We start from the raw sequence: 19,145 nt of genomic DNA, 5'->3' as shown, positions 1-19,145 counted from the left end.
TCAGAAGGCCCTGCGTCCCTGCGACCAGACGGTGGCGATCACCGGCGTCGCGCCCAGCGCCTTGAAGCGCACGATATCGGCGCGCAGGCCGGGCTTGAGATGACCGCGATCTGTCAGGCCGAGGATGTCGGCGACCTTCCAGGTCACCTTGGCCATCGCCGCCGGCAGGGTGATACCGTGCTTGTCGTGGAGCTTGAGCACCGCCTGCAGCAGGCTTGCCGGGACATAGTCGGAGGAGAGCCCGTCGAGCAGGTCCTTCTCGGCCAACTCGGCCACCGAGACGCCGCCGGAATGCGAGCCGCCGCGGACGACATTGGGCGCGCCGGCGATGGTGGCGAGACCGCGCTGCTTGGCGGCCTGCGCCGCCTCGACCGTGGTCGGGAATTCCGAGATCACCGCGCCAGAAGCGATGCCGGCCTCGACATGCTCGATCGTGGTGTCGTCATGGGTTGCGATCGGGATGCCGCGGGCCTGGAACATTTCGACCACGGCGCTCCAGTTGCGCCCGACATTGTCGGCGCCCTCCCGCTGGCGGACGACGACGTCCTCCTCGAACTCGGCCTCGGTCTTGCCGTTGCCGAGCGCATAAGTGCGCAGATGGGCGATATCGCGCCATTGCCGCTGGCCTGGGGTGTGGTCCATCAGCGAGACCAGCTGGACCAGGGCATCGTCCTGATAGGGCTCGATATCCCTGAGCAGGTCCGGGCTGGTCAGTTCGCAGCGCATATGGATGCGGTGGTCGATGCGGAAAACGCCCTCGGCGCTGCCGAGTCGGAGCGCATCCATCACGTCGGCGAAGATGTCCTTGCGGTAGTCCTTGGCCGAGAACGGTGTGCCGGCGCAGATCGCGTCGTAGACAGTGGTGACGCCGGCCGCCGCCATCTGCGCGTCATGGACCAGAGCCGCCGCGAGCCCGTTCGGCCAGAAGACCTTCGGGCGCGGCATGAAGTGCTTTTCCATGTTGTCGGTGTGCATCTCGACGAGGCCTGGCGCGACATAGTCGCCCTGCACGTCGATCGCCTCCGGCAAAGAGGAGCGGCCCTGGTCGACCGAGCGGATGCCGCTCTCGTCGAAGGCGATGGTCCCGGTGACGACCTCGTCCTCGAGGATCAGGCGGGCATTGGTCAGGATGGTGGACATCAGGCGGCCTTCCGGAAATCGGTGATGTCGAGATAGCGGGTCGCGACAGCCTCTCGCACGGCTTCGTCATGGAAGATACCGACGATGGCGGAGCCCTGCGCGCGCGCCTCGGCGATCAGCCTGACCACGACATTGCGGTTATTGGCGTCGAGCGAGGCCGTCGGCTCGTCAATCAGCATGATCGGCGAGGGATCGACGAAGGAACGGGCGATGTTGACGCGCTGCTGCTCGCCGCCGGAGAAGGTCGCAGGCGCGAGGTCCCAGAGGCGCTGCGGCAGGTTGAGGCGGGCCAGCATGGCTTTCGCGCGCTCGCTGGCTTCCTCGGGCGTGGCGCCGCGGGCGAGCAGCGGATCGCGGACGATGTCGAGCGCCGTGACGCGCGGGATCACCCGCAGGAACTGCGAGACGAAGCCGAGCGTGCGGCGGCGGATGTCGAGCACGGTGCGCGGCACGGCCGAGACGATGTCGATGGGGCGGCCGCCATGGGTGATGGCGATGGTGCCGGAGGTCGGCCGGTAATTGCCGTAGAGGATGCGCAGCAGGCTCGACTTGCCGGCACCCGACGCGCCCGCCAGCACCAGCGCCTCGCCGGCGGCGACCGAAAAGTTGACGTTGTCGAACACCGGCAGGCGCACGCCGCCCTGATTGTGCAGGGTGAATTCCTTGGCGACGTTCTCGACGTGAATCATCGTGGTCATGATCGAGATGCCTTGCGGGTTCGGGGTGACGCGGTTGTGACGAAGGCTCCACCGTCATGCTCGCCCTTGTGGCGAGCATCCACGTCTTGAACACCGCTCTTGAGGAACGAAGACGTGGATGGTCGGGACAAGCCCGACCATGACGGGAGAGGAGGCGGTAAGAGGGTCATACCGTCAGCACCGCCGATGTCAGGAGTTGCGTGTAGGCGTGCTGGGGATCGTCGAGGACCTGGTCGGTCAGGCCCTGCTCGACGACGCGGCCATCCGTCATCACCATCAAACGGTCGGTGAGCAGGCGGGCGACAGCGAGGTCGTGGGTGACGATGATCGCGGCTAGGCCGAGATCGCGCACCAGCACGCGCAAGAGGTCGAGCAGGCGGGCCTGGACGGAGACGTCGAGGCCGCCGGTCGGCTCGTCCATGAAGACGAGCTTCGGCTCGGAGACCAGCACGCGGGCGATCTGCAGGCGCTGCTGCATGCCGCCGGAGAACTGGCGCGGCCGGTCGTCGATGCGGGTTCCGGCGATCTCGACTCGCTGCAGCCAGTCGAGCGCGGTCTCGCGGATCCTGCCATAATGCCGCGCGCCATTGTCCATCAGCCGCTCGCCGACATTGCCGCCGGCCGAGACGTCCATGCGCAGCCCGTCGCGCGGATTCTGGTGGACGATGCCCCAGGCCGTGCGCATCAGCCGCCGACGCTCCTGCTCGGCGACCGAGTAGATGTCGAGCGGTTCGATTCCGCCCCGAAACAGCACCTGCCCCTCGTCGGGCTTGTCGATGCCGGCAAGGCAGCGCAGCAGGGTCGATTTGCCCGAGCCGGATTCGCCGACGATGCCGAGAACCTCGCCCGGCCAGAGGTCGAAGGAGACGTCGGCGCAGCCGATGCGCTCGCCATAGAAGCGGCTGACGCCGGCGACCGAGAGCAGCGGGGCAGGATCGAGCGTCAGCTCCTGCGGATTGACCTGCATGTTCATGGCTTGGCCTCGTCTTCGACCAGATGCAGCGCCGAGGCATCGGCGAGCATGGCGCCGCGATGGCCGTCGGCCCGCCGCGTCTCGCAATGATGGCTGTCGGAGCAGACGAACATCCGCCCGCCCTGGTCGTCGATCACCACCTCGTCGAGATAGGAATCGGCGGCGCCGCAGAGCGCACAGGGCTGCTCCCAGCTCTGGATGCGGAAGGGATGGTCGTCGAAATCGAGGCTGCGCACGCTGGTATGGGGTGGAACCGCATAGATGCGCTTCTCGCGGCCGGCGCCGAAGAGCTGCAGAGCCGGCGACATCTGCATCTTCGGATTGTCGAATTTCGGGATCGGCGACGGCGCCATCACATAGCGGCCATTGACCATAACCGGGTAGTCATAGGTCGTCGTCACCTCGCCGAAGCGGGCGATGTTTTCATAGAGCTTGACCTGCATCAGCCCGTATTCGGCCCAGGCGTGCATCTTGCGCGTCTCGGCCTCGTGCGGCTCGAGCTTCCTGAGCGGCTCGGGCTGCGGCACCTGGTAGACCATGATCTGGCCGGCCTTCAGCGGCGCCTCCGGGATGCGGTGGCGGGTCTGGATGATCGTCGCCTCGTCGGTCGCCTCGGTGGTGCGCGCATCGGCGGTGCGCTCGAAGAAGCGGCGGATCGAGACGGCGTTGGTGGTGTCGTCGGCGCCCTGGTCGATGACCTTCAGTGTGTCATCGGGCCCCATGATCGCCGCGGTCACCTGGATGCCGCCGGTGCCCCAGCCGCGGGCGAGCGGCATCTCGCGCGAGCCGAACGGCACCTGATAGCCTGGGATCGCGACCGCCTTGAGCAGGGCCCGGCGGATCATCCGCTTGGTCTGCTCGTCGAGATAGGCGTAGTTGTAGGCCGGCCTGGTCTCGTCGCTGATGCTCTGGTGCACGGTCATTCCGCGGCCTCCGGCAGGGCTTCCTGTTGCTTGGCAAGGCGCTGCTCGCGCTCCTTGCGGATGCGGCGGATCAGTTCGAGCTCGCCCTGGAAATCGACGTAATGCGGCAGCTTCAGGTGCTCGACGAAGCCGGCCGCCTCGACATTGTCGGAGTGGTAGAGGACGAACTCGTCCTGCTGGGCCGGATAGGTCGTGGCCTCGCCGAACTCGCGCGCCTTCAGCGCCCGGTCGACCAAGGACATCGACATCGCCTTGCGCTCGCTATGGCCGAAGGAGAGCCCATAGCCGCGGGTGAACTGCGGCGGCACCTCCTTTGAGCCGGCGAACTGATTGACCATCTGGCATTCGGTCAAAGTGATGTCGCCGAGATCCACGGCGAAGCCGAGCTCCTCCGGCACGTATTCGACCGCGACCTCGCCGACCCGGACCTCGCCGACGAAGGGATGGGAGTTGCCGTAGCCGCGCTGCACCGAATAGCCGAGGCCGAGCATGAAACCCTCGTCGCCGCGTGCCATCGCCTGCAGCCGGACATCGCGATCAGCCGGGAAGGTGACGGGCTCGCGGGTGAGGTCGAAGGGGCGCGGATCGCCGGCGGGCGGGGCTTCCTCTTCCATCAGCCCTTCGGCGCCGAGGATGTCGGGCACGCGCGGCATCGAGGTATCGAGCGGCTGCGCGGCCGGACGGGCCGGGCTCTCTGCTGGAGCTGCCTCGTCCATCAGGGCGAAGTCGAAGAGCCGGTGCGTGTAGTCATAGGTCGGGCCGAGCACCTGGCCGCCCGGCAGGTCCTTGTAGGTGGCGGAGACGCGGCGGCGGATCGCCATCTTCGCGGTATCGAGCGGCTCGGACGAGCCGAAACGTGGCAGCGTCGTGCGATAGGCGCGCATCAGGAAGGCGGCCTCGATCGCATCGCCCTGCGCCTGCTTCAGTGCCAGCGCGGCGAGGTCGGGATCGTAGAGCGAGCCCTCGTTCATGACGCGGCCGCAGGCGAGACCCATCTGCTCGCGGATCTGCGCGACGCCGAGTTCCGGCACGCTCTCATCGCCGCGCCTTGCCTCGGCGACGAGATCATGTGTGGCGAGAATGGCGGCTTCGCCGCCCTTGACCGCGACATACATCAGTAAAGCTCCCGGTGGGGCATTCAGCGGGCCTCAACGATTTGCGTCGAGCGCGGCAGGCCGAGCACCTGCGCGCCATGGACCAGCAGAAGGTCGACGCCGAGCGGGTAGAGCGCGGCGTTGCCTTCAACCTCGGCCCAGAAGCCGGGGCGCAAGCCCGTTGGAGCGATGCTGCGCCGGCCGGCAATGCCGGGACCTTCGAGCGTGACCGTCTCGCCGCCTGCGAGTCCAGCGCATTGGACGAGCACGGTGGTCGAGCGATCGGGAAACTGGTCGTCGCCGGCATTGAAGCCTGCGAGCTTCGGCTCGGTCATGGCACCGTCGACCACCGCGAAGGCGGCGCGGGCGGGATCCTCGACGAGGGCGGCGCCACAATGGAAGCGCAGCCAGGCGCCGGCCGGGCCGTTACGCAGAGCGGCCGGCAGCCAGATCGGCGTCTCGTAGTCGGCCAGTGTCAGCAACGTGACGGCGGTTGCGGCTTCGAGCCCGGCGGGCGGTGCGATCGCTTCGCCGAGATCGCAGGCGAGGCCGGGCTCGGACAGGGCGGCCAGCAAAGCGCGGAAGGCGCCTTGCGACTGGAAGACCGGGTCGGAGAAGCCGGCGCCGATGAGGGTATCGTCGTGAGCCATCAGCCCCCCCTGACCAGCGTGAAGAAATCGACCTTGGTGGCGGCTGCCTTGCGCGAGGCGAGTTCGCGCGCAGCTTGCTGCTTTTGGGCGAGGGCAAAAACGCCGCGCCGCAGCGGGCCGGTCTCGATCTCGCCCTGGAGGAGCGCGTCGGTGATCGCCGCCAGCCGCGCCTTGCGACCGTCGCGGCCAAGTGCGTAGGAAAAACCCATCGCGCCGCTGTCGAGGCGGACGACGCAGCGCGTCACCGTGGCCTCGCCGAGGTTGAAGCGCCGGCCGGCGCCGCCGGCGCGGCCTTCGACCATGACAGTGCCGGTCTCAGGCGCCTTGAGCAGTTCATGCGTCGGCAGCGGGCCGGTCTGCTGCAGCAAGGCGTCGATCTCGCCTTGCGTCGCACGGGCCAGCACTGCCATCCAATGCTGGCGTGTCGCGATGTCCATCATGCCGTGTCGGCCTCTCGCCAAGCGCTAATGTCTAGACTAAGATAGGTGCGTCGTTGAAAAAGGTCTATACATTTTGGATGAAATTTTGATGACGGGAACGCCGGACAATCAGGGCGGCGATGGCGGCACGGCCTGGCGGCGGATCGCCGACGCGCTGGCGGCCTCGATCGAACAGGGCGAATACGAGCCCGGCGACACGCTGCCGGCCTCGGTTGCGCTGGCCGAGCGCTATGGCGTGCACCGGCACACGGTGCGCCAGGCCTTCCGGCATCTGGCCGAGCGCGGGCTGGTGACGGTCTCACGCGGCCGCGGCACGCAGGTGACGGCGCCGCGCTTCCCCTACAAGCTCGGCCGCCGCGTCAGCATGCGCACCAACTTTGGCGCTGCGGGTATCGCGGTATCGGGCGCAGTGCTGGCCTCGGAAGTCGTTGTCGGCGAGGCGGAGCATTGCATGCTGCTCGGCCTGCCTGTGGGCACATCGCTCTGGGCGATCGAGACCCTGAGCCGGGCCGGTGGCACGCCTGTGGGCACCGGCATCCACTATCTCAGCGTCGCGCGCTTCCCGCGCTTCGACGAGATCCTGACCGAGGCGGGCTCGTCGATCACAGCCGCCTTCAAGGCCTGCGGCATCGCCGACTATGTCCGGCGCTCGACCCGGCTGGCGGCACGGCTGGCCAGCGAGCGCGAGGCGGCCCTGCTCAGGATCGAGCCGGGCGCGGCGGTGCTGACCTCCGATGCGCTCGATGCGCTGCCCGACCTGACCCCGATCCACATCGTCAACAGCGTCTTCGCCGGCGAGCGGATGGAGATGGTGGTCGAGCCCTTCGGCGACTGACCGCCGGGCTCAGACCGCCCGCTTGCCGATGATGGCGAAGCGCAGCCTGTTCGAGAGGAAGTCGATCGCCGTCACCGCCGCCAGGACCAGCAGGATCAGGAAGGAAACCTGCTGCCATTCGAGCGTGCGGATGGTCTCGGCGAGGTAGAGGCCGATGCCGCCGGCCCCGACGATGCCGATGATGGTCGAGGAGCGGGTGTTCGACTCGATGTAATAGAGCACCTGGCTGGCGATCACCGGCAGCACCTGCGGGATCAGGCCGAAGCGGATCTCATGAGCCTTGCCGCCACCGACCGAGGTCACGCCCTCGACGGGCTTGCGATCGGCGGATTCGATCGCCTCCGAGAACAGTTTGCCGAAGGCGCCGAGATCGCTGGTCATGATCGCGAGCATGCCGGCGAAGGGGCCAAGGCCGACGACATTGACCCAGATCAGCGCCCAGATCAGCGCATCGACGCCGCGCACCGTGTCCATCGAGCGGCGCGCCAGGAAATGCACAACGCGGTTGGCGACGACGTTCTTGGCTGCAAGGAAGCCGAGCGGGAAGGCGAGGATCGCCGCCAGGATCGTGCCGAGGAAGGCGATGGCGATGGTCTCGAACAGCGCCTTGACGAAGATGATGGCGCGGGCGAACGAGCCGGGGTCGGGCGGTAGCATCAGCACGACGAAAGTGCCGAGATTGGAAAAACCGGCGATGATCTTCCAGAGCGATGTCTCGAGCGTGGTCAGCCCGTAAAGGAAGAGCCCGACGAGGCCGCCGATGACGGCGATCGTCGTAAGCTTCGTCTTGAGGGAACCGTCGATCGCGGCCTTGTGGCGGGCGATCAGCGCGGCGCGGTCGGCGGCGGAGAGGGCGAGCGTCATTTGCCGTGCTCCAGGCTGAGCAGCGCGTGGCGCAGGCGCTCGGTGCCATAGTCGATCAGCATCACCGTGACGATGATCAGCAGCAGGATGGCGCTGACATCGGTGAAGTAGAATTTGCGGATCGCCTCGATCAGGTCCTGTCCGATACCGCCGGCGCCGACGAAGCCCATGATCGAGGCGCCGCGGACATTGATCTCGAAGCGCAGCAGCGCGTAGCTGGCGAAGTTCGACAGCACTTGCGGCACCACTGCGAAGCGGATGGTCTGCCACCAGCTCGCGCCGGTCGCGGTCAGGCCGTCGACCGGCTTCATGTCGATGTTCTCGACCACTTCGGAGAAGAGCTTGCCCATCGCGCCCATGGTGTGGATGGCGATGGCGAGGACGCCGGGCAGCGGGCCCAGCCCGAAGGCGATGACGAAGATCAGCGCGAAGACGATCTCGGGGACGGTGCGGCAGAATTCGAGGAAGCGGCGCGTGCCCCAGCGCAGCCAGTGCGACCGGCCGAGATTGCTGGCGGCGGTGAAGCAGAGCAGGAAACCGCCGACGGCGCCGAGCACGGTGCCGATATAGGCGATCAGGAGCGTCTGCCAGAGCAGCTTGAGCCAGCCGTTGAGGCCCCAGTACCATTCCTTGAGGTCGGCGCCGAGGGTTGCGAAGCGCAGGGTCGGCATGGTCTCGAGGATGTATTTCGGGAAACGCCAGGCGTTCTCGGCGAATTTCGCGAAGTCGACTTCGGAGCCGATGCCGGCGAGCACGACGCAGGCGACGAAGATGGCCGCGCCAAGCAGCGTCTGCAGACGCTTGGCCGCCATTTCACGCCGATAGAGCTCGGCATGGGCGGCGATGGCCGGGTTGTTGCGATCGATCGCGAGTGTCATGGGAGCGCTTCCACACATGTCGCAGGACCGGCTGTTACCGGTCCTGGACTGGGCGTCATTCTCGGGCGGAGCGAAGCGCAGACCCGAGAATCTCGATCAGGAGATGCTCGGGTCAAGCCCGAGCATGACGGCTGTCAGAGTTACGACGACTTCTTCTTGCGGAGCGCGTCGACGAACTTGTTCAGCTCGATGATCGGGTCGTAGGCCTTGTTGTCCACGGCGACGAGCGGGCCCTGCTTGCCTTCATAGATCTTGTCGAAGGCGGCCTTGTCCTTGGTGGCGAGGTTCAGCACCGCGTCGCGGATCTTGGCCTTGAGCTCGGTCGGCAGCTCGCTGAGATAGGCCATCGGCGAGTTCACGATCTGCTCGGACTTGTAGATGATCCGGAAATCCTCGGCCTTGACCATCTTCTTGCGGTCCATGCGCAGCAGGTTCGATTCCTGCTCGTCGTTCCACCAGTTGGCGGCGATGTCGACGGTGCCCTGCTGCAGGGCGATGACAGCGTTCTCATGGCTGCCCGTGTAGACGACCTTGCCGAAGAAGGTCTCGGGCTCGATCTTCATGCCGTCGAGCGCGAAGCGCGGGACGTTGTTGCCGGAAGTCGAGTTGGGGTCGACGAGGCCGAGGTTCTTGCCCTTGAGGTCCTCGATCTTCTGGTACGGCGAGTCCTTCTTCACGTAGAAGACCGAGTAGTAGCCCTTGGTGCCGTCGAGATTGGTCTCGATCGCGAAGGCGTCGATCTTGGCGCCGGTCATCAGCGCGCGGGCGAAGGAGGCCGGGCCGTACATGCCGATGTGGATGTTGCCGGCGCGCTGGCCCTCGATGATCGCGGCGTAGTCGTTGGCGATGCGCAGGGTGACCTTGGTGCCGAGCTCCTTCGCCAGATAGTTCACGAAGGGGGTATAGCGCTCGACGACGCCCGAAGCGTTCTCGGCCGGGATGATCGCGAAGACGAGCTCGGGATACTTCGCCTTCCAGTCCTGGGCGAAGGCCGGGGCGGCGAGCGACGCGGCGAGGCCGGCGGCGGCGAGCGTAAGCGTATGACGACGGGTCAACATGGTGGGTGCTCCTTTGAGAAAATACTGCTGATGAAGGGGCAGGCTTAAGGGCAGGCTCTGGCGTGCCGCCTTTTGCTCAGGCGACGTTCTGCTTGGCGCGCTTGGCTTCGGAGGTCGCGATGGCCTCGAGCGCGTCGAGCGCTTCGGCGCCGGCGTCCTTGGCCTCGATGCCGTAGAGCTCGGCTGCGATCTCGCTGGTCAGCGCATGCGGCGGGCCGTCGAACACGACCTTGCCGGCGGCCATGCCGATCAGGCGGTCACAGTACTTGGCGGCGATGTCGAGGTGGTGGAGATTGCTGATGACGGTGATGCCGTCCTCGCGATTGATGCGGAACAGCGCGTCCATGACGATCTGGGTGTTGCGCGGGTCGAGCGAGGCGATCGGCTCGTCGGCGAGGATGATCTTCGGCTCCTGCACCAGCGCGCGGGCGATGGCGACGCGCTGCTGCTGGCCGCCGGAGAGGGTCTCGGCGCGCTGGGCGAGCAGATGACCCATGTCGAGCCGCTCGAGGGCGGCGATGGCGCGGACCTTGTCGTCCTGCGAGAAGCTCTTGACCAGCGTCAGCGCCGCCGAACGATGATTGAGACGGCCGAGCAGGACATTGGTCAGCACGTCGAGGCGGCCGACCAGATTGAACTGCTGGAAGATCATGGCGGTGTCGCGCCGCCAGGCCCGGAGCGCCGCGCCGCGCAGGGCGGTGACGTCGCGCTCCTCGCTGAGGATGCGGCCTTCGCTGGCGTCGGCGAGGCGGTTCAGCATGCGCAGCAGGGTCGACTTGCCGGCGCCCGAGCGGCCGATGATGCCGACCATCTCGCCGCGCGGAATCGACAGGGTGACGTTGTCGACGGCGGCCTTGCCGCCGAAACGCTTGGTCAGACCCTCGATACGCAGCATCAACACTCTCCCGCGATTGCGGGACGATGCGGTATCGGCGGTAGATGACAGCGCCGTGACAGGAGGTGCATTCCGGCACGGTCAGGCCGGAAGGTCGGTCATGGACCGTCAACCATAGCGCCTGGCGCTGTCGGATCAGGCCGGTGCGTCAGGCGGCCCGCAGCAGCAGATCGACGCAGGCGGCGACGTAAGCCTTGCGCTCTGCCTCGGGAACCGGAGCGATGCCGAGCAGGCCGCGGACCTGGTGGAAGCCGCGCAGCATGCCGATGAACTGCTCGGCGAGCCTGTCCGCCTCCTCGCGTTCCAGCGTCCGCAGCAGGCCATCACCGGATCGTGACCGCTGCTCCAGCAGGACGGAGAGTTCCGAGATCATACGCCCGGCGCCGGCCTCGTAGGCCGCCTGTCCCAATTCGGGAAAACGGCTGGCGGCGCCGACGATCAGGCGATGCAGATCGAGCGAGGCCGGGTGCAGCATCATCGCCAGCGCATCCTCGCCGAGGCGCAGCAGAATGGCGCGCAAATCGCCGGTTTCGCTGCGTGGGCGGCGCAGCGGAATCGTCAGCTTTTCAGTGAGTTCGCTGCAGATCGCCAGGAACAGCGCCTGCTTGTCGGCGAAATGGCTGTAGATCGTCTGCTTCGAGACGCCGGCGCGCTGGGCGATCTGGTCGAGACTGGCGCGGTCGAAGCCCTCGGCAAGGAACATTTCCGAAGCGGCTCGGGTGATCGCGTCATGTTTATCCGGCCGTGATTTTTCGGCCGGCATCTGTCTTGCTTCTGCAGCAGCGGAGCCGTTACGTCCGTGCATCCATCATTCCGTCACGCTTGTGCCCCTAAAGGGCTCTTATCAAACTAGACCGTCCAGTCTAAATTAAACGCGTGATACCGGAGCGTCCAGCCTGATGAAGCGTTTTCTCCTCATTCTCCTGATCGCAGGGCTGGCGGGTGGCGGGTATTACGGTTACCGCTATCAATACAAGGCGCCCAATCAGCAGGCGAAGGCGCAAGGCGCTGCCGGCGCGCAGAACGCTGCGATTCCGGTCGAAGTCGGTACGATCGAGCTCACCTCCGTCGCCGAGGAAGTCGAGGCGCTCGGGACCCTGGCCGCCGACGAATCCGTCGTCATCGCGCCCGAGATCGCCGGCCGGGTCGTCTCGCTCGGCTTCAGGGAAGGCGAGCGGGTCGCCAAGGATCAGCCGCTGGTCATGCTCGATACCGCGATCCTCGATGCCGAGCTGAAGCAGGCGCAGGCCGATCTCTCGCTCGCCCGCGACACTTATGACCGCAACCGCTCGCTGGTCCAGCGCGGGGCGGGAACGCAGGTCGCGCTCGAGCAGGCGACGGCGCAGCTCGCCTCGCAGGAGGCGCGCCTGCAGCTCGCCCAGGCCAAGCTCGCCTTCGCGACGATCAAGGCGCCGTTCAGCGGCGTGGTGGGGCTGCGCTCGGTGGGCGTCGGCGACTTCGTCTCCATCGGCAAGCCGCTGATCACGCTGACCAATATCGACCCGATCAAGGTCGATTTCCGCGTGCCCGAGATCTACCTGACCCAGCTCAAGGTCGGCCAGCCGATCCAGCTCAAGGTCGACGCGGTGCCGGACCGGCCCTTCGCCGGCAAGATCTTCGCCATCGATCCGGTGGTCGACGTCAATGGCCGTGCGGTCAAGCTGCGCGCCACCATCCCCAATGCCGACCTCGTCCTGAAGCCCGGCCTGTTCGCCCGCGTCACCATCATGGTCGACAAGCGCGAGAACGCGCTGGTCGTGCCGGAGACGGCGGTGGTGCCTGACGGCCTCAGCAAGACCGTCTTCATCATCGAGAACGGCAAGGCCAAGCGCATGCCGGTCGAGCTCGGCAAGCGCCTGACCGGCAAGGTCGAAGTGGTCAAGGGCCTGAAACCCGGCATGCAGATCGTCACCGCCGGGCAGATGCGCCTGCGTGAGGGCTCGACCGTCTCGATCAAGGAACGGACCGTGGTCCAGACCAGCTCGCTGCCGGGCGCCGTGCAACGATGAGCCTGTTCGAGCTCTTCGTCCGCCGGCCGGTCCTCTCGACCGTGCTCAGCCTGCTCGTCGTCCTGATCGGCTTCGTCTCCTATACGCGCCTGACGGTGCGCGAATACCCGAACATCGACGAGCCGATCGTCTCGGTGCAGACGACCTATCGCGGCGCCAGCGCCGAGATCATCGAGACGCAGGTCACGCAGATCCTGGAGAACTCGATCGCCGGCATCGAAGGCATCGAGATCATCAACTCGACCAGCCGCCAGGAGCGCAGCCAGATCTCGGTGCGCTTCCGCCCCGATGTCGATCCGGACGTTGCGGCCTCCGATGTGCGCGACCGCGTCAGCCGCGTGCGCGGCCGCATGCCCGACGAGATCGACGAGCCGATCATCGCCAAGGTCGAGGCCGACGCCCAGCCGGTGATGTATCTGTCGCTGACCAGCTCACGGCATTCGCCGCTGGAGCTGACCGATTTCGCCGACCGCTTCATCGCCGACCGGGTCCAGAACATCACCGGCGTCGCCGAGGTCCGCATCCTCGGCCAGCGCCAATACGCCATGCGCATCTGGCTCGATCGCGCCCGGCTCGCCGCCTACAACATCACCGTCCAGGAGATCGAGGCGGCGCTGCGGGCACAGAACGTCGAGATCCCGTCCGGCCGGATCGAGAGCAACGACCGCGAATTCACGGTGCTCTCGCAGACCAGCCTGAACACCCCCGAGCAGTTCCGCGAGATCACGGTCAAGGACGCCAACGGCTTCCCGGTGAAGCTGCGCGACATCGCCAAGGTCGAGCTCGGGGCCCGCGAGGAACGCAACGCCGCCTGGTTCCGCGGCAATCCCTCGGTGACGATCGGCATCGTCAAGCAGGCGACGGCGAATCCGCTCGACGTCTCCTCGGGCGTCGTCGCGGCGCTGCCGAGCATCCGCGAAGACCTGCCCGACGGCATGGCGATCGCGACCTCCTACGACACCTCGATCTTCATCGATCGCTCGATCAAGGCGGTCTACACCACGATCGGCGAGGCGGTCGTCCTCGTCGTCCTGATCATCTTCCTGTTCCTGCGCTCGCTGCGCGCGACGCTGATCCCGCTCGTCACGATTCCGGTCTCGCTGATCGGCGCCTTCGCGCTGATGTATATGCTCGGCTTCACGGTCAACACGCTGACCCTGCTCTCGATGGTGCTCGCCATCGGCCTCGTCGTCGACGACGCCATCGTCGTGCTCGAGAACATCCACCGTCACATCGAGGACGGGATGGAGCCGAACAAGGCCGCGATCAAGGGCATCAACGAGATTGCCTTCGCCGTCGTCGCGATGACGCTGACGCTGGTCGCGGTCTATGCGCCGATGGCGTTCTCGACCGGGCGCACCGGCAAGCTCTTCGTCGAGTTCGCGCTGACGCTCGCCGGCGCGGTGCTGGTCTCGGGCTTCGTCGCGCTGACGCTGACGCCGATGATGTGCGCCAAGCTGCTGAAGCATCACGAAAAGCACAACTGGCTCTACAATGTCCTGGAGCGCTTCTTCGAGGCGCTCGCCAGCGGCTATCGCCGCTCGCTGCGCTTTGCGCTGTCGATCCGGCCGGTGATCGTGCTGCTGGCGCTGCTCGTCGCCGGCGGCAGCTGGTGGTTCTTCACCAATCTGCGCTCCGAGCTCGCACCGGTCGAGGATCGCGGCACGATCACCGCGATCGGCGTCGCGCCGGAAGGCGCGACCATGGCCTTCACCGCCGATTATGCAAGGCGGGTCGAGGACTATTTCAGCAGGATTCAGGAAGTCGAGACCTATCTCGTCATCGTCGGCTTTCCCGATGTGACGCGGGCGATCGCCTTCGCGCGCCTGAAGCCCTGGGAACAGCGCCAGCGCAAGCAGCAGAATCTCGTCGCCGAGATCAACAAGGGCCTGTCGCAGATCCCCGGCATCCGCCTGTTCGCGACCAACCCGCCCTCGCTGGGTCAGGGTGGCGCCAACAGCAAGCCGGTCGAGTTCGTGCTGCGCTCCTCGGACCCTTACGTCACGATCAAGGAGAACGTCGACAAGTTGATCGCCGAGGTGCAGGGCAATCCGGCGCTGACCAACATCGAGACCAACCTCATCCTCGACAAGCCGCAGATCAAGGTCTCGATCGACCGCCAGCGCGCCGCCGATCTCGGCGTCGGCGTCGACGTGATTGGACGCACCATGGAAACGCTGCTCGGTGGCCGCCAGGTCACGCGCTTCAACATGAACGGCGAGCAGTACGACGTCATGCTCCAGGTCGCCGGCGCCGAGCGCAGCACGCCGCAGGCGCTGCAGTCGATCTATCTGATGGGCCGCGGCGGCCAGGCGGTGCAGCTCTCCAGCCTCGTGCAGATCGAGGAGAACGTCGCGCCCAAGGAGCTGATCCGCTTCAACCAGCTCCGTTCGGCGACGATCACCGCCGTGCCGGGGCCGGGCTATTCGCTCGGCGATGCGCTGAACGTCCTGGAGCAGGGCGCCGCCAAGGTGCTGCCGGCCTCGTTCCAGACCGACTATTCCGGCCAGAGCCGCGAGTTCAAGCAGTCCGGCGCCAGCATCTTCCTGGTGTTCCTGCTGGCGCTCGGCTTCATCTATCTGGTGCTGGCGGCGCAGTTCGAGAGCTTCGTCGATCCGATCGTGATCATGGTCTCGGTGCCGCTCTCGATCACCGGCGCGCTCGCAGCGCTCTATTTCGCCGGCGGTACGCTCAACGTCTACAGCCAGATCGGCCTGATCACCCTGGTCGGCCTGATCACCAAGCACGGCATCCTGATCCTCGAATTCACCAACCAGCTGCGCGAGGAGGGGCATGAGATGATCGACGCCCTGGTCGACGCGGCGGAACTGCGCCTGCGGCCGATCCTGATGACGACGGGCGCGATGGTGCTGGGCGCCGTGCCGCTGGCGCTGGCGGAAGGAGCCGGCGCCGAGAGCCGCTCGCAGATCGGCTGGGTCATCGTCGGCGGCATGACCTTCGGCACGCTGCTCACGCTCTATGTCGTGCCGGTGGCCTACAGCTACATGGCGCGGACCAAGCACGGCTCGCGCCATGCCCCGGCCGAGGCGCATCCGCAGCCGGCGGAGTAGCCTGCGCCTTTGCCGTCATGGTCGGGCTTGTCCCGACCATCCACGTCTTCACTGATCGAATGCGGTGTTCAAGACGTGGGTGCTCGGCACAAGGCCGAGCATGACGCGCTGGATCAGCGTCGCAATTGGTTTCGGAGCGCCCTGCTCCTCGGTCCGGGTAGAGGATATCCGGATAGCCCTTAGCGGAAACGTCTATTCGCTTTCGCCGCCGCCCGACGCTAACCGTCGCGGCGGCGGTGTCCAATGAGCGAAAACTCAGGTGCCGCCCGTGACATCGACGGGAGGAACGGCATGAGGATTGGCTTCTGGCTCAAGGCTGCGGGATTCGCTGCCTGCATGGCTTCGGCCTCGTTCGCGCAGGCTCAAACCTTCCCGAGCAAGCCGGTCACCATGCTGATCCCATTCGCCGCGGGCGGGCCGACCGACGTGGTCGGGCGCCTGGTCGGCGAGCATATGAGCCGCACGCTCGGCCAGCCGGTGATCATCGAGAACGCGGTCGGCGCCGCCGGCACGCTTGCCGGACAGCGCCTGATGGCCGCGCCGGCCGACGGCCATGTCATCCTGATCGGCCATACCGGCACCCATGCCGCCGCCGTCTCGCTCAATCCGAACCTGAAATACCGCCCGGTCGAAGACTTCGCTCCGGTCGGGCTGGTCAACACCAACCCGATCTTCCTGACCGTGCGCAAGACGCATCCGAGCGCGACGCTGGCCGAGTTCGTCGCCTGGGTGAAGGCGAACGAGAAGGCGGCAAGCAACGCCCATGCCGGCGTCGGCTCGGTCAGCCACACCACCTGCCTGCTGTTCAACACCGTCGTCGGCGTGAAACCCAACGGCGTGCCCTATCGCGGTACCGGCCCGGCGATGAACGATCTCGTCGCCGGACAGGTCGACTATCTCTGCGACCAGGCGGTGAACGTCGCCCCGCAGCACCGTGCCGGCACGATCAAGACGCTCGCCGTCGCCTCTACGGCCCGGGCGACGGCGCTGCCGGACGTGCCGACCAGCACCGAGGCCGGCGTGCCCGGTTTCAAGGTCGAGGTCTGGAACGCGATGTTCGCGCCGAAGGACACGCCGGCGCCGGTCGTCGCCAAGCTCAACCAGGCGCTGAAGGCGGCGCTCGCCGACGCGACGGTCAAGGCCAAGCTGAACGAACTCGGCGCCGAAATCCCCGCGGCCGAATTGCAGGAGCCGGCTGGACTACGTTCCTTCGTCGGAGCCGAGATCGAGCGCTGGGCGCCGATCATCAAGGCGAGCGGCGTCAAGATCGAGTGAGTGTTGCTTAGTTATCGCATTTTCTTCACGCGAACCGGTAGCCGCTTCGCTCGAAAATGCTCTGGCTACTGCAGCCTGACCGAGACGCTCTCGCTGGCGCCGGCGGCGTCGATCACCGATATCCGGACAAAGCCCTTGCCGGGCGGCTGCCAGGCGGCTTCCCGGCGCTTCACCGCCGCCATGACCGGCGCGCCGTCGACCAGCCAGGTGAAGGGTGCGACACCGCCGGAGACCTTGAGGTTGAGTTGCGGCGTGCCATCGAGCGCAGAGGCGGCAAGATCGATCCTGGCGCCCTCCGGCGGGAAGGCGAGCTTCAGACCGGGCGTCGCGAGCGCAGCGACCGTCTTCGGCACGTCCTGGCGCAAATGCCGGAGCGGCGGCGGCAACGTCGCGCTACTGGCGGCGATCGTCCCCGGCGGCTGCACGAAAGGGTGCGGATCGAGACCGATGCGGGCGAAGGCGTCGAACAGGATCGGCGCTGCGACGACGCGACCGACGAGGCCGGGCACTGCGCCATTGTCGGGCCGGCCGACCCAGACGCCGATCGTGTGCTTGCGGTCGAAGCCGACGGCCCAGGCGTCGCGATAGCCATAGGAGGTGCCGGTCTTGTAGGCGATCCGCCCCGGCGGGGCGTTGAGCGGCGGCGGCGCGCCGAGCAAGGTATCGGCGACATACCAGGCAGCGACAGGCTCGACGAGGCGCAAAGGCGGCTCGATCACGCCGCTCGCCGACTTCACATGCAGCGGCACGACCTCGCCGCCGCGGGCGAGGCCGACATAGAGCCGGGTCAAATCGGAGAGCGTGATGCCGAGCCCGCCGAGGCCAATGGCGAGGCCGGGCGCGCCGCCATCCCTCGGCATGGCGATCGCCGCGCCGGCATCCTTCAAGCGCGACAGGAAGCGCTGCGGGCCGACGGCCGATAGCAGCTCGACCGCTGGCAGATTGAGCGAGAGCTGCAGCGCCTTGCGGGCGCTGACCATGCCCTGGAAGCCGAGGTCGAAATTCTCGGGGACATAGAGGCCGTAGCGGGTCGGCCGGTCTTCCAGCATCGTCTCAGGATGGGCGAGGCCGTTGTCGAAGGCGAGCGCGTAGATGAAGGGCTTCAGCGCGGAGCCGGGCGAGCGCAGCGCCTGGGTCAGGTCGAGCGAGCCGGCGCGCCCGGCATCGAAATAGTCGACGCCGCCGACCGAGGCGCGGATTTCGCCGGTCTCGTTGTCGGCGACGAGGATGGCGATCGAGAGCTGCGGGCCCTGGCCGATGGCGCGCTCACGGGCGAGCTGCTCCAGGCTCGCCTGCCAGCGGGCATCGATGGTGAGGCGCTGGCTGCGCTGCTCCGGTGCCTCGGCGACGACCTGTTCGGCGGTGTGCGGTGCGAGGTTCGGGAAGGGCTTGCGCGCCGTCGGCACCGGCTCCTCGCGCGCGGCGGCGACCTCGTCCGGCGTCGCGAGGCCGGCGGCTTCGACCCGGACGAGCACGCGCTCGCGGGCCTTGCGCGCGGCTTCGGGGAATCGGTCGGGCCGGCGCGTCTCCGGCGATTGCGGCAGGGCGACCAGCAATGCGGCTTCCGCGGTCGAGAGCCGCTTCGGCTCCTTGCCGAAATAGGCGAAGCTTGCGGCGCGCACGCCCTCGAGATTGCCGCCGAAGGGAGCGAGGGTGAGATAGAGGTCGAGAATCGCGGTCTTGCTGAAGCGCTGCTCGAGTTCGATGGCGCGGACCGCCTGCCTGAGCTTTGCCGAGAGCGAGCGCTCCTGGCGCGGTTCGAGCAGGCGGGCGACCTGCATGGTCAGGGTCGAGCCGCCGGAGACGATGCGGCCGTTGCCGAGCATCTGTCCGGCCGCCCGCAAGGCACCGAGCGGGTCGATGCCGGCATGGTCGTCGAAGCGCTTGTCCTCGAAGGCCTTGAGCATCGAGAGGTAACGCGGATCGACGTCGTCGGCGCCGACCGGCAGCTTCCAGCGTCCGTCCGCGGTGACGAAGGGGCGCAGCAATTTGCCCTCGCGGTCGAGCACCACGGTCGAGCGATCGCGGGCGGTTGCGAAATCGATCGGGGGCAGGGTGGAGGCGTACCAGACGAGGGAGGCAAAGCCTCCGGCAGCGAGCGCCAGAGTGCAACCCGCTGCGATTTTCAGCTTTCTGAAGGCTGCTGCAACGCGCAACCCCTGCCCCTTGTGGGGAGGGGCAGGGGTGGGGGGCGGAAAGGCAGGCGCGACGCCGTTAGGAAGAGCGCCGGGCTGTATCCGAGCCTCACCTGCGGCAGGCTCGCCTGGTCGTTTGCCCCCCACCCCCAGCCCCTCCCCACAAGGGGGAGGGGAGGAGTCGCGCTGGTCTCGCTCCGAGCCCAT

Annotated in this window: 17 protein-coding genes; 4 read left to right on the top strand and 13 right to left on the bottom strand. The window is 67.1% G+C overall.

Annotated elements, in window-relative coordinates:
* The 7 genes from BMZ69_RS17915 to phnG all read right to left on the bottom strand — a co-directional run bounded on the left by BMZ69_RS17915 (window position 1) and on the right by phnG (window position 5,915).
* Window positions 1-1,140 carry an alpha-D-ribose 1-methylphosphonate 5-triphosphate diphosphatase gene (locus tag BMZ69_RS17915; protein ID WP_092159037.1) on the bottom strand — a complete coding sequence of 380 codons (1,140 nt, stop codon included), beginning with the start codon at window positions 1,138-1,140 and terminating at the stop codon, window positions 1-3.
* Window positions 1,140-1,838, bottom strand: a complete 699-nt coding sequence (phnL, locus tag BMZ69_RS17910) for a phosphonate C-P lyase system protein PhnL (RefSeq protein WP_092159035.1) — start codon at window positions 1,836-1,838, stop codon at window positions 1,140-1,142. Before phnL ends, BMZ69_RS17915 begins: the two co-directional genes overlap by 1 nt.
* A gap of 166 nt (window positions 1,839-2,004) precedes the next feature.
* Window positions 2,005-2,805 (bottom strand): phosphonate C-P lyase system protein PhnK, encoded by an 801-nt coding sequence (phnK, locus tag BMZ69_RS17905; RefSeq protein WP_210188044.1) that lies wholly within the window; start codon window positions 2,803-2,805, stop codon window positions 2,005-2,007.
* 2 nt (window positions 2,806-2,807) lie between these two features.
* Window positions 2,808-3,734 (bottom strand): alpha-D-ribose 1-methylphosphonate 5-phosphate C-P-lyase PhnJ, encoded by a 927-nt coding sequence (locus BMZ69_RS17900; RefSeq protein ID WP_092159031.1) that lies wholly within the window; start codon window positions 3,732-3,734, stop codon window positions 2,808-2,810.
* The gene (locus BMZ69_RS17895) at window positions 3,731-4,849 is read right to left on the bottom strand and encodes a carbon-phosphorus lyase complex subunit (RefSeq protein ID WP_092159029.1); all 1,119 of its coding nucleotides are present in this window, start codon (window positions 4,847-4,849) and stop codon (window positions 3,731-3,733) included. Before BMZ69_RS17895 ends, BMZ69_RS17900 begins: the two co-directional genes overlap by 4 nt.
* A 23-nt stretch (window positions 4,850-4,872) precedes the next feature.
* Window positions 4,873-5,478: a phosphonate C-P lyase system protein PhnH gene (gene phnH / locus BMZ69_RS17890; RefSeq protein ID WP_092159027.1), complete on the bottom strand. Its 606-nt coding sequence runs from the start codon at window positions 5,476-5,478 to the stop codon at window positions 4,873-4,875.
* Window positions 5,478-5,915: a phosphonate C-P lyase system protein PhnG gene (gene phnG, locus BMZ69_RS17885; RefSeq protein WP_244543424.1), complete on the bottom strand. Its 438-nt coding sequence runs from the start codon at window positions 5,913-5,915 to the stop codon at window positions 5,478-5,480. Before phnG ends, phnH begins: the two co-directional genes overlap by 1 nt.
* 91 nt (window positions 5,916-6,006) lie before the next feature.
* Here phnG and phnF point away from each other — a divergent pair, with 91 nt between their 5' ends.
* Window positions 6,007-6,753: a phosphonate metabolism transcriptional regulator PhnF gene (gene phnF / locus BMZ69_RS17880; protein ID WP_092159023.1), complete on the top strand. Its 747-nt coding sequence runs from the start codon at window positions 6,007-6,009 to the stop codon at window positions 6,751-6,753.
* 9 nt (window positions 6,754-6,762) lie between these two features.
* Here the strand turns inward: phnF and phnE (BMZ69_RS17875) are convergent, their stop codons facing one another.
* From phnE (BMZ69_RS17875) to BMZ69_RS17855, 5 genes are all read right to left on the bottom strand, one after another.
* Entirely contained in the window at window positions 6,763-7,617 is an 855-nt protein-coding gene (gene phnE, locus BMZ69_RS17875) for a phosphonate ABC transporter, permease protein PhnE (protein ID WP_092159021.1), read from the bottom strand.
* Entirely contained in the window at window positions 7,614-8,495 is an 882-nt protein-coding gene (gene phnE / locus BMZ69_RS17870; protein WP_092159019.1) for a phosphonate ABC transporter, permease protein PhnE, read from the bottom strand. The genes phnE (BMZ69_RS17875) and phnE (BMZ69_RS17870) overlap by 4 nt, the downstream gene beginning before the upstream one ends.
* A gap of 140 nt (window positions 8,496-8,635) precedes the next feature.
* Window positions 8,636-9,553, bottom strand: a complete 918-nt coding sequence (gene phnD, locus BMZ69_RS17865; protein ID WP_092159017.1) for a phosphonate ABC transporter substrate-binding protein — start codon at window positions 9,551-9,553, stop codon at window positions 8,636-8,638.
* Between the two features lie 76 nt (window positions 9,554-9,629).
* On the bottom strand, window positions 9,630-10,448 hold the full coding sequence (gene phnC, locus BMZ69_RS17860; protein ID WP_092159015.1) for a phosphonate ABC transporter ATP-binding protein: 819 nt from the start codon (window positions 10,446-10,448) through the stop codon (window positions 9,630-9,632).
* Between the two features lie 148 nt (window positions 10,449-10,596).
* Window positions 10,597-11,211, bottom strand: a complete 615-nt coding sequence (locus tag BMZ69_RS17855) for a TetR/AcrR family transcriptional regulator (RefSeq protein WP_175506856.1) — start codon at window positions 11,209-11,211, stop codon at window positions 10,597-10,599.
* Between the two features lie 136 nt (window positions 11,212-11,347).
* On the opposite strand from BMZ69_RS17855, the gene BMZ69_RS17850 reads away from it, so the two are divergent.
* The 3 genes from BMZ69_RS17850 to BMZ69_RS17840 all read left to right on the top strand — a co-directional run bounded on the left by BMZ69_RS17850 (window position 11,348) and on the right by BMZ69_RS17840 (window position 16,803).
* Window positions 11,348-12,457 (top strand): efflux RND transporter periplasmic adaptor subunit, encoded by a 1,110-nt coding sequence (locus BMZ69_RS17850; protein WP_092159011.1) that lies wholly within the window; start codon window positions 11,348-11,350, stop codon window positions 12,455-12,457.
* The gene (locus tag BMZ69_RS17845; protein WP_092159009.1) at window positions 12,454-15,528 is read left to right on the top strand and encodes an efflux RND transporter permease subunit; all 3,075 of its coding nucleotides are present in this window, start codon (window positions 12,454-12,456) and stop codon (window positions 15,526-15,528) included. Before BMZ69_RS17850 ends, BMZ69_RS17845 begins: the two co-directional genes overlap by 4 nt.
* 291 nt (window positions 15,529-15,819) lie before the next feature.
* Window positions 15,820-16,803, top strand: coding sequence for a tripartite tricarboxylate transporter substrate-binding protein (locus tag BMZ69_RS17840; protein ID WP_092159007.1), 984 nt, complete (start codon window positions 15,820-15,822; stop codon window positions 16,801-16,803).
* A gap of 65 nt (window positions 16,804-16,868) precedes the next feature.
* Here BMZ69_RS17840 and pbpC read toward each other — a convergent pair whose 3' ends face one another.
* A complete protein-coding gene (gene pbpC / locus BMZ69_RS17835) occupies window positions 16,869-18,932 on the bottom strand; it encodes a penicillin-binding protein 1C (protein ID WP_244543427.1) in 2,064 nt (687 codons plus the stop codon).
* Window positions 18,933-19,145: the final 213 nt, after the last annotated feature.

The sequence above is a fragment of the Allobosea sp. CRIB-10 genome (assembly GCF_900112185.1).
In the GTDB taxonomy this organism is placed as follows: Bacteria; Pseudomonadota; Alphaproteobacteria; order Rhizobiales; family Beijerinckiaceae; genus Allobosea.
Note: the sequence above shows the minus strand (reverse complement) of the source record. Positions and strands in the feature narration are given on the sequence as shown.

Excerpts from the sequence above, each read along its gene's own strand:
- phnG (WP_244543424.1), bottom strand. The coding sequence starts at position 5,915 with ATGGACATCGCGACACGCCAGCATTGGATGGCAGTGCTGGCCCGTGCG.
- BMZ69_RS17845 (WP_092159009.1), top strand. The coding sequence starts at position 12,454 with ATGAGCCTGTTCGAGCTCTTCGTCCGCCGGCCGGTCCTCTCGACCGTG.
- phnK (WP_210188044.1), bottom strand. The coding sequence starts at position 2,805 with ATGCAGGTCAATCCGCAGGAGCTGACGCTCGATCCTGCCCCGCTGCTC.
- BMZ69_RS17915 (WP_092159037.1), bottom strand. The coding sequence starts at position 1,140 with ATGTCCACCATCCTGACCAATGCCCGCCTGATCCTCGAGGACGAGGTC.
- phnE (WP_092159019.1), bottom strand. The coding sequence starts at position 8,495 with ATGACACTCGCGATCGATCGCAACAACCCGGCCATCGCCGCCCATGCC.
- phnF (WP_092159023.1), top strand. The coding sequence starts at position 6,007 with ATGACGGGAACGCCGGACAATCAGGGCGGCGATGGCGGCACGGCCTGG.
- BMZ69_RS17895 (WP_092159029.1), bottom strand. The coding sequence starts at position 4,849 with ATGTATGTCGCGGTCAAGGGCGGCGAAGCCGCCATTCTCGCCACACAT.
- phnD (WP_092159017.1), bottom strand. The coding sequence starts at position 9,553 with ATGTTGACCCGTCGTCATACGCTTACGCTCGCCGCCGCCGGCCTCGCC.
- BMZ69_RS17855 (WP_175506856.1), bottom strand. The coding sequence starts at position 11,211 with ATGCCGGCCGAAAAATCACGGCCGGATAAACATGACGCGATCACCCGA.
- BMZ69_RS17900 (WP_092159031.1), bottom strand. The coding sequence starts at position 3,734 with ATGACCGTGCACCAGAGCATCAGCGACGAGACCAGGCCGGCCTACAAC.
- BMZ69_RS17840 (WP_092159007.1), top strand. The coding sequence starts at position 15,820 with ATGAGGATTGGCTTCTGGCTCAAGGCTGCGGGATTCGCTGCCTGCATG.
- BMZ69_RS17850 (WP_092159011.1), top strand. The coding sequence starts at position 11,348 with ATGAAGCGTTTTCTCCTCATTCTCCTGATCGCAGGGCTGGCGGGTGGC.
- phnE (WP_092159021.1), bottom strand. The coding sequence starts at position 7,617 with ATGACGCTCGCCCTCTCCGCCGCCGACCGCGCCGCGCTGATCGCCCGC.
- phnC (WP_092159015.1), bottom strand. The coding sequence starts at position 10,448 with ATGCTGCGTATCGAGGGTCTGACCAAGCGTTTCGGCGGCAAGGCCGCC.
- phnH (WP_092159027.1), bottom strand. The coding sequence starts at position 5,478 with ATGGCTCACGACGATACCCTCATCGGCGCCGGCTTCTCCGACCCGGTC.
- phnL (WP_092159035.1), bottom strand. The coding sequence starts at position 1,838 with ATGACCACGATGATTCACGTCGAGAACGTCGCCAAGGAATTCACCCTG.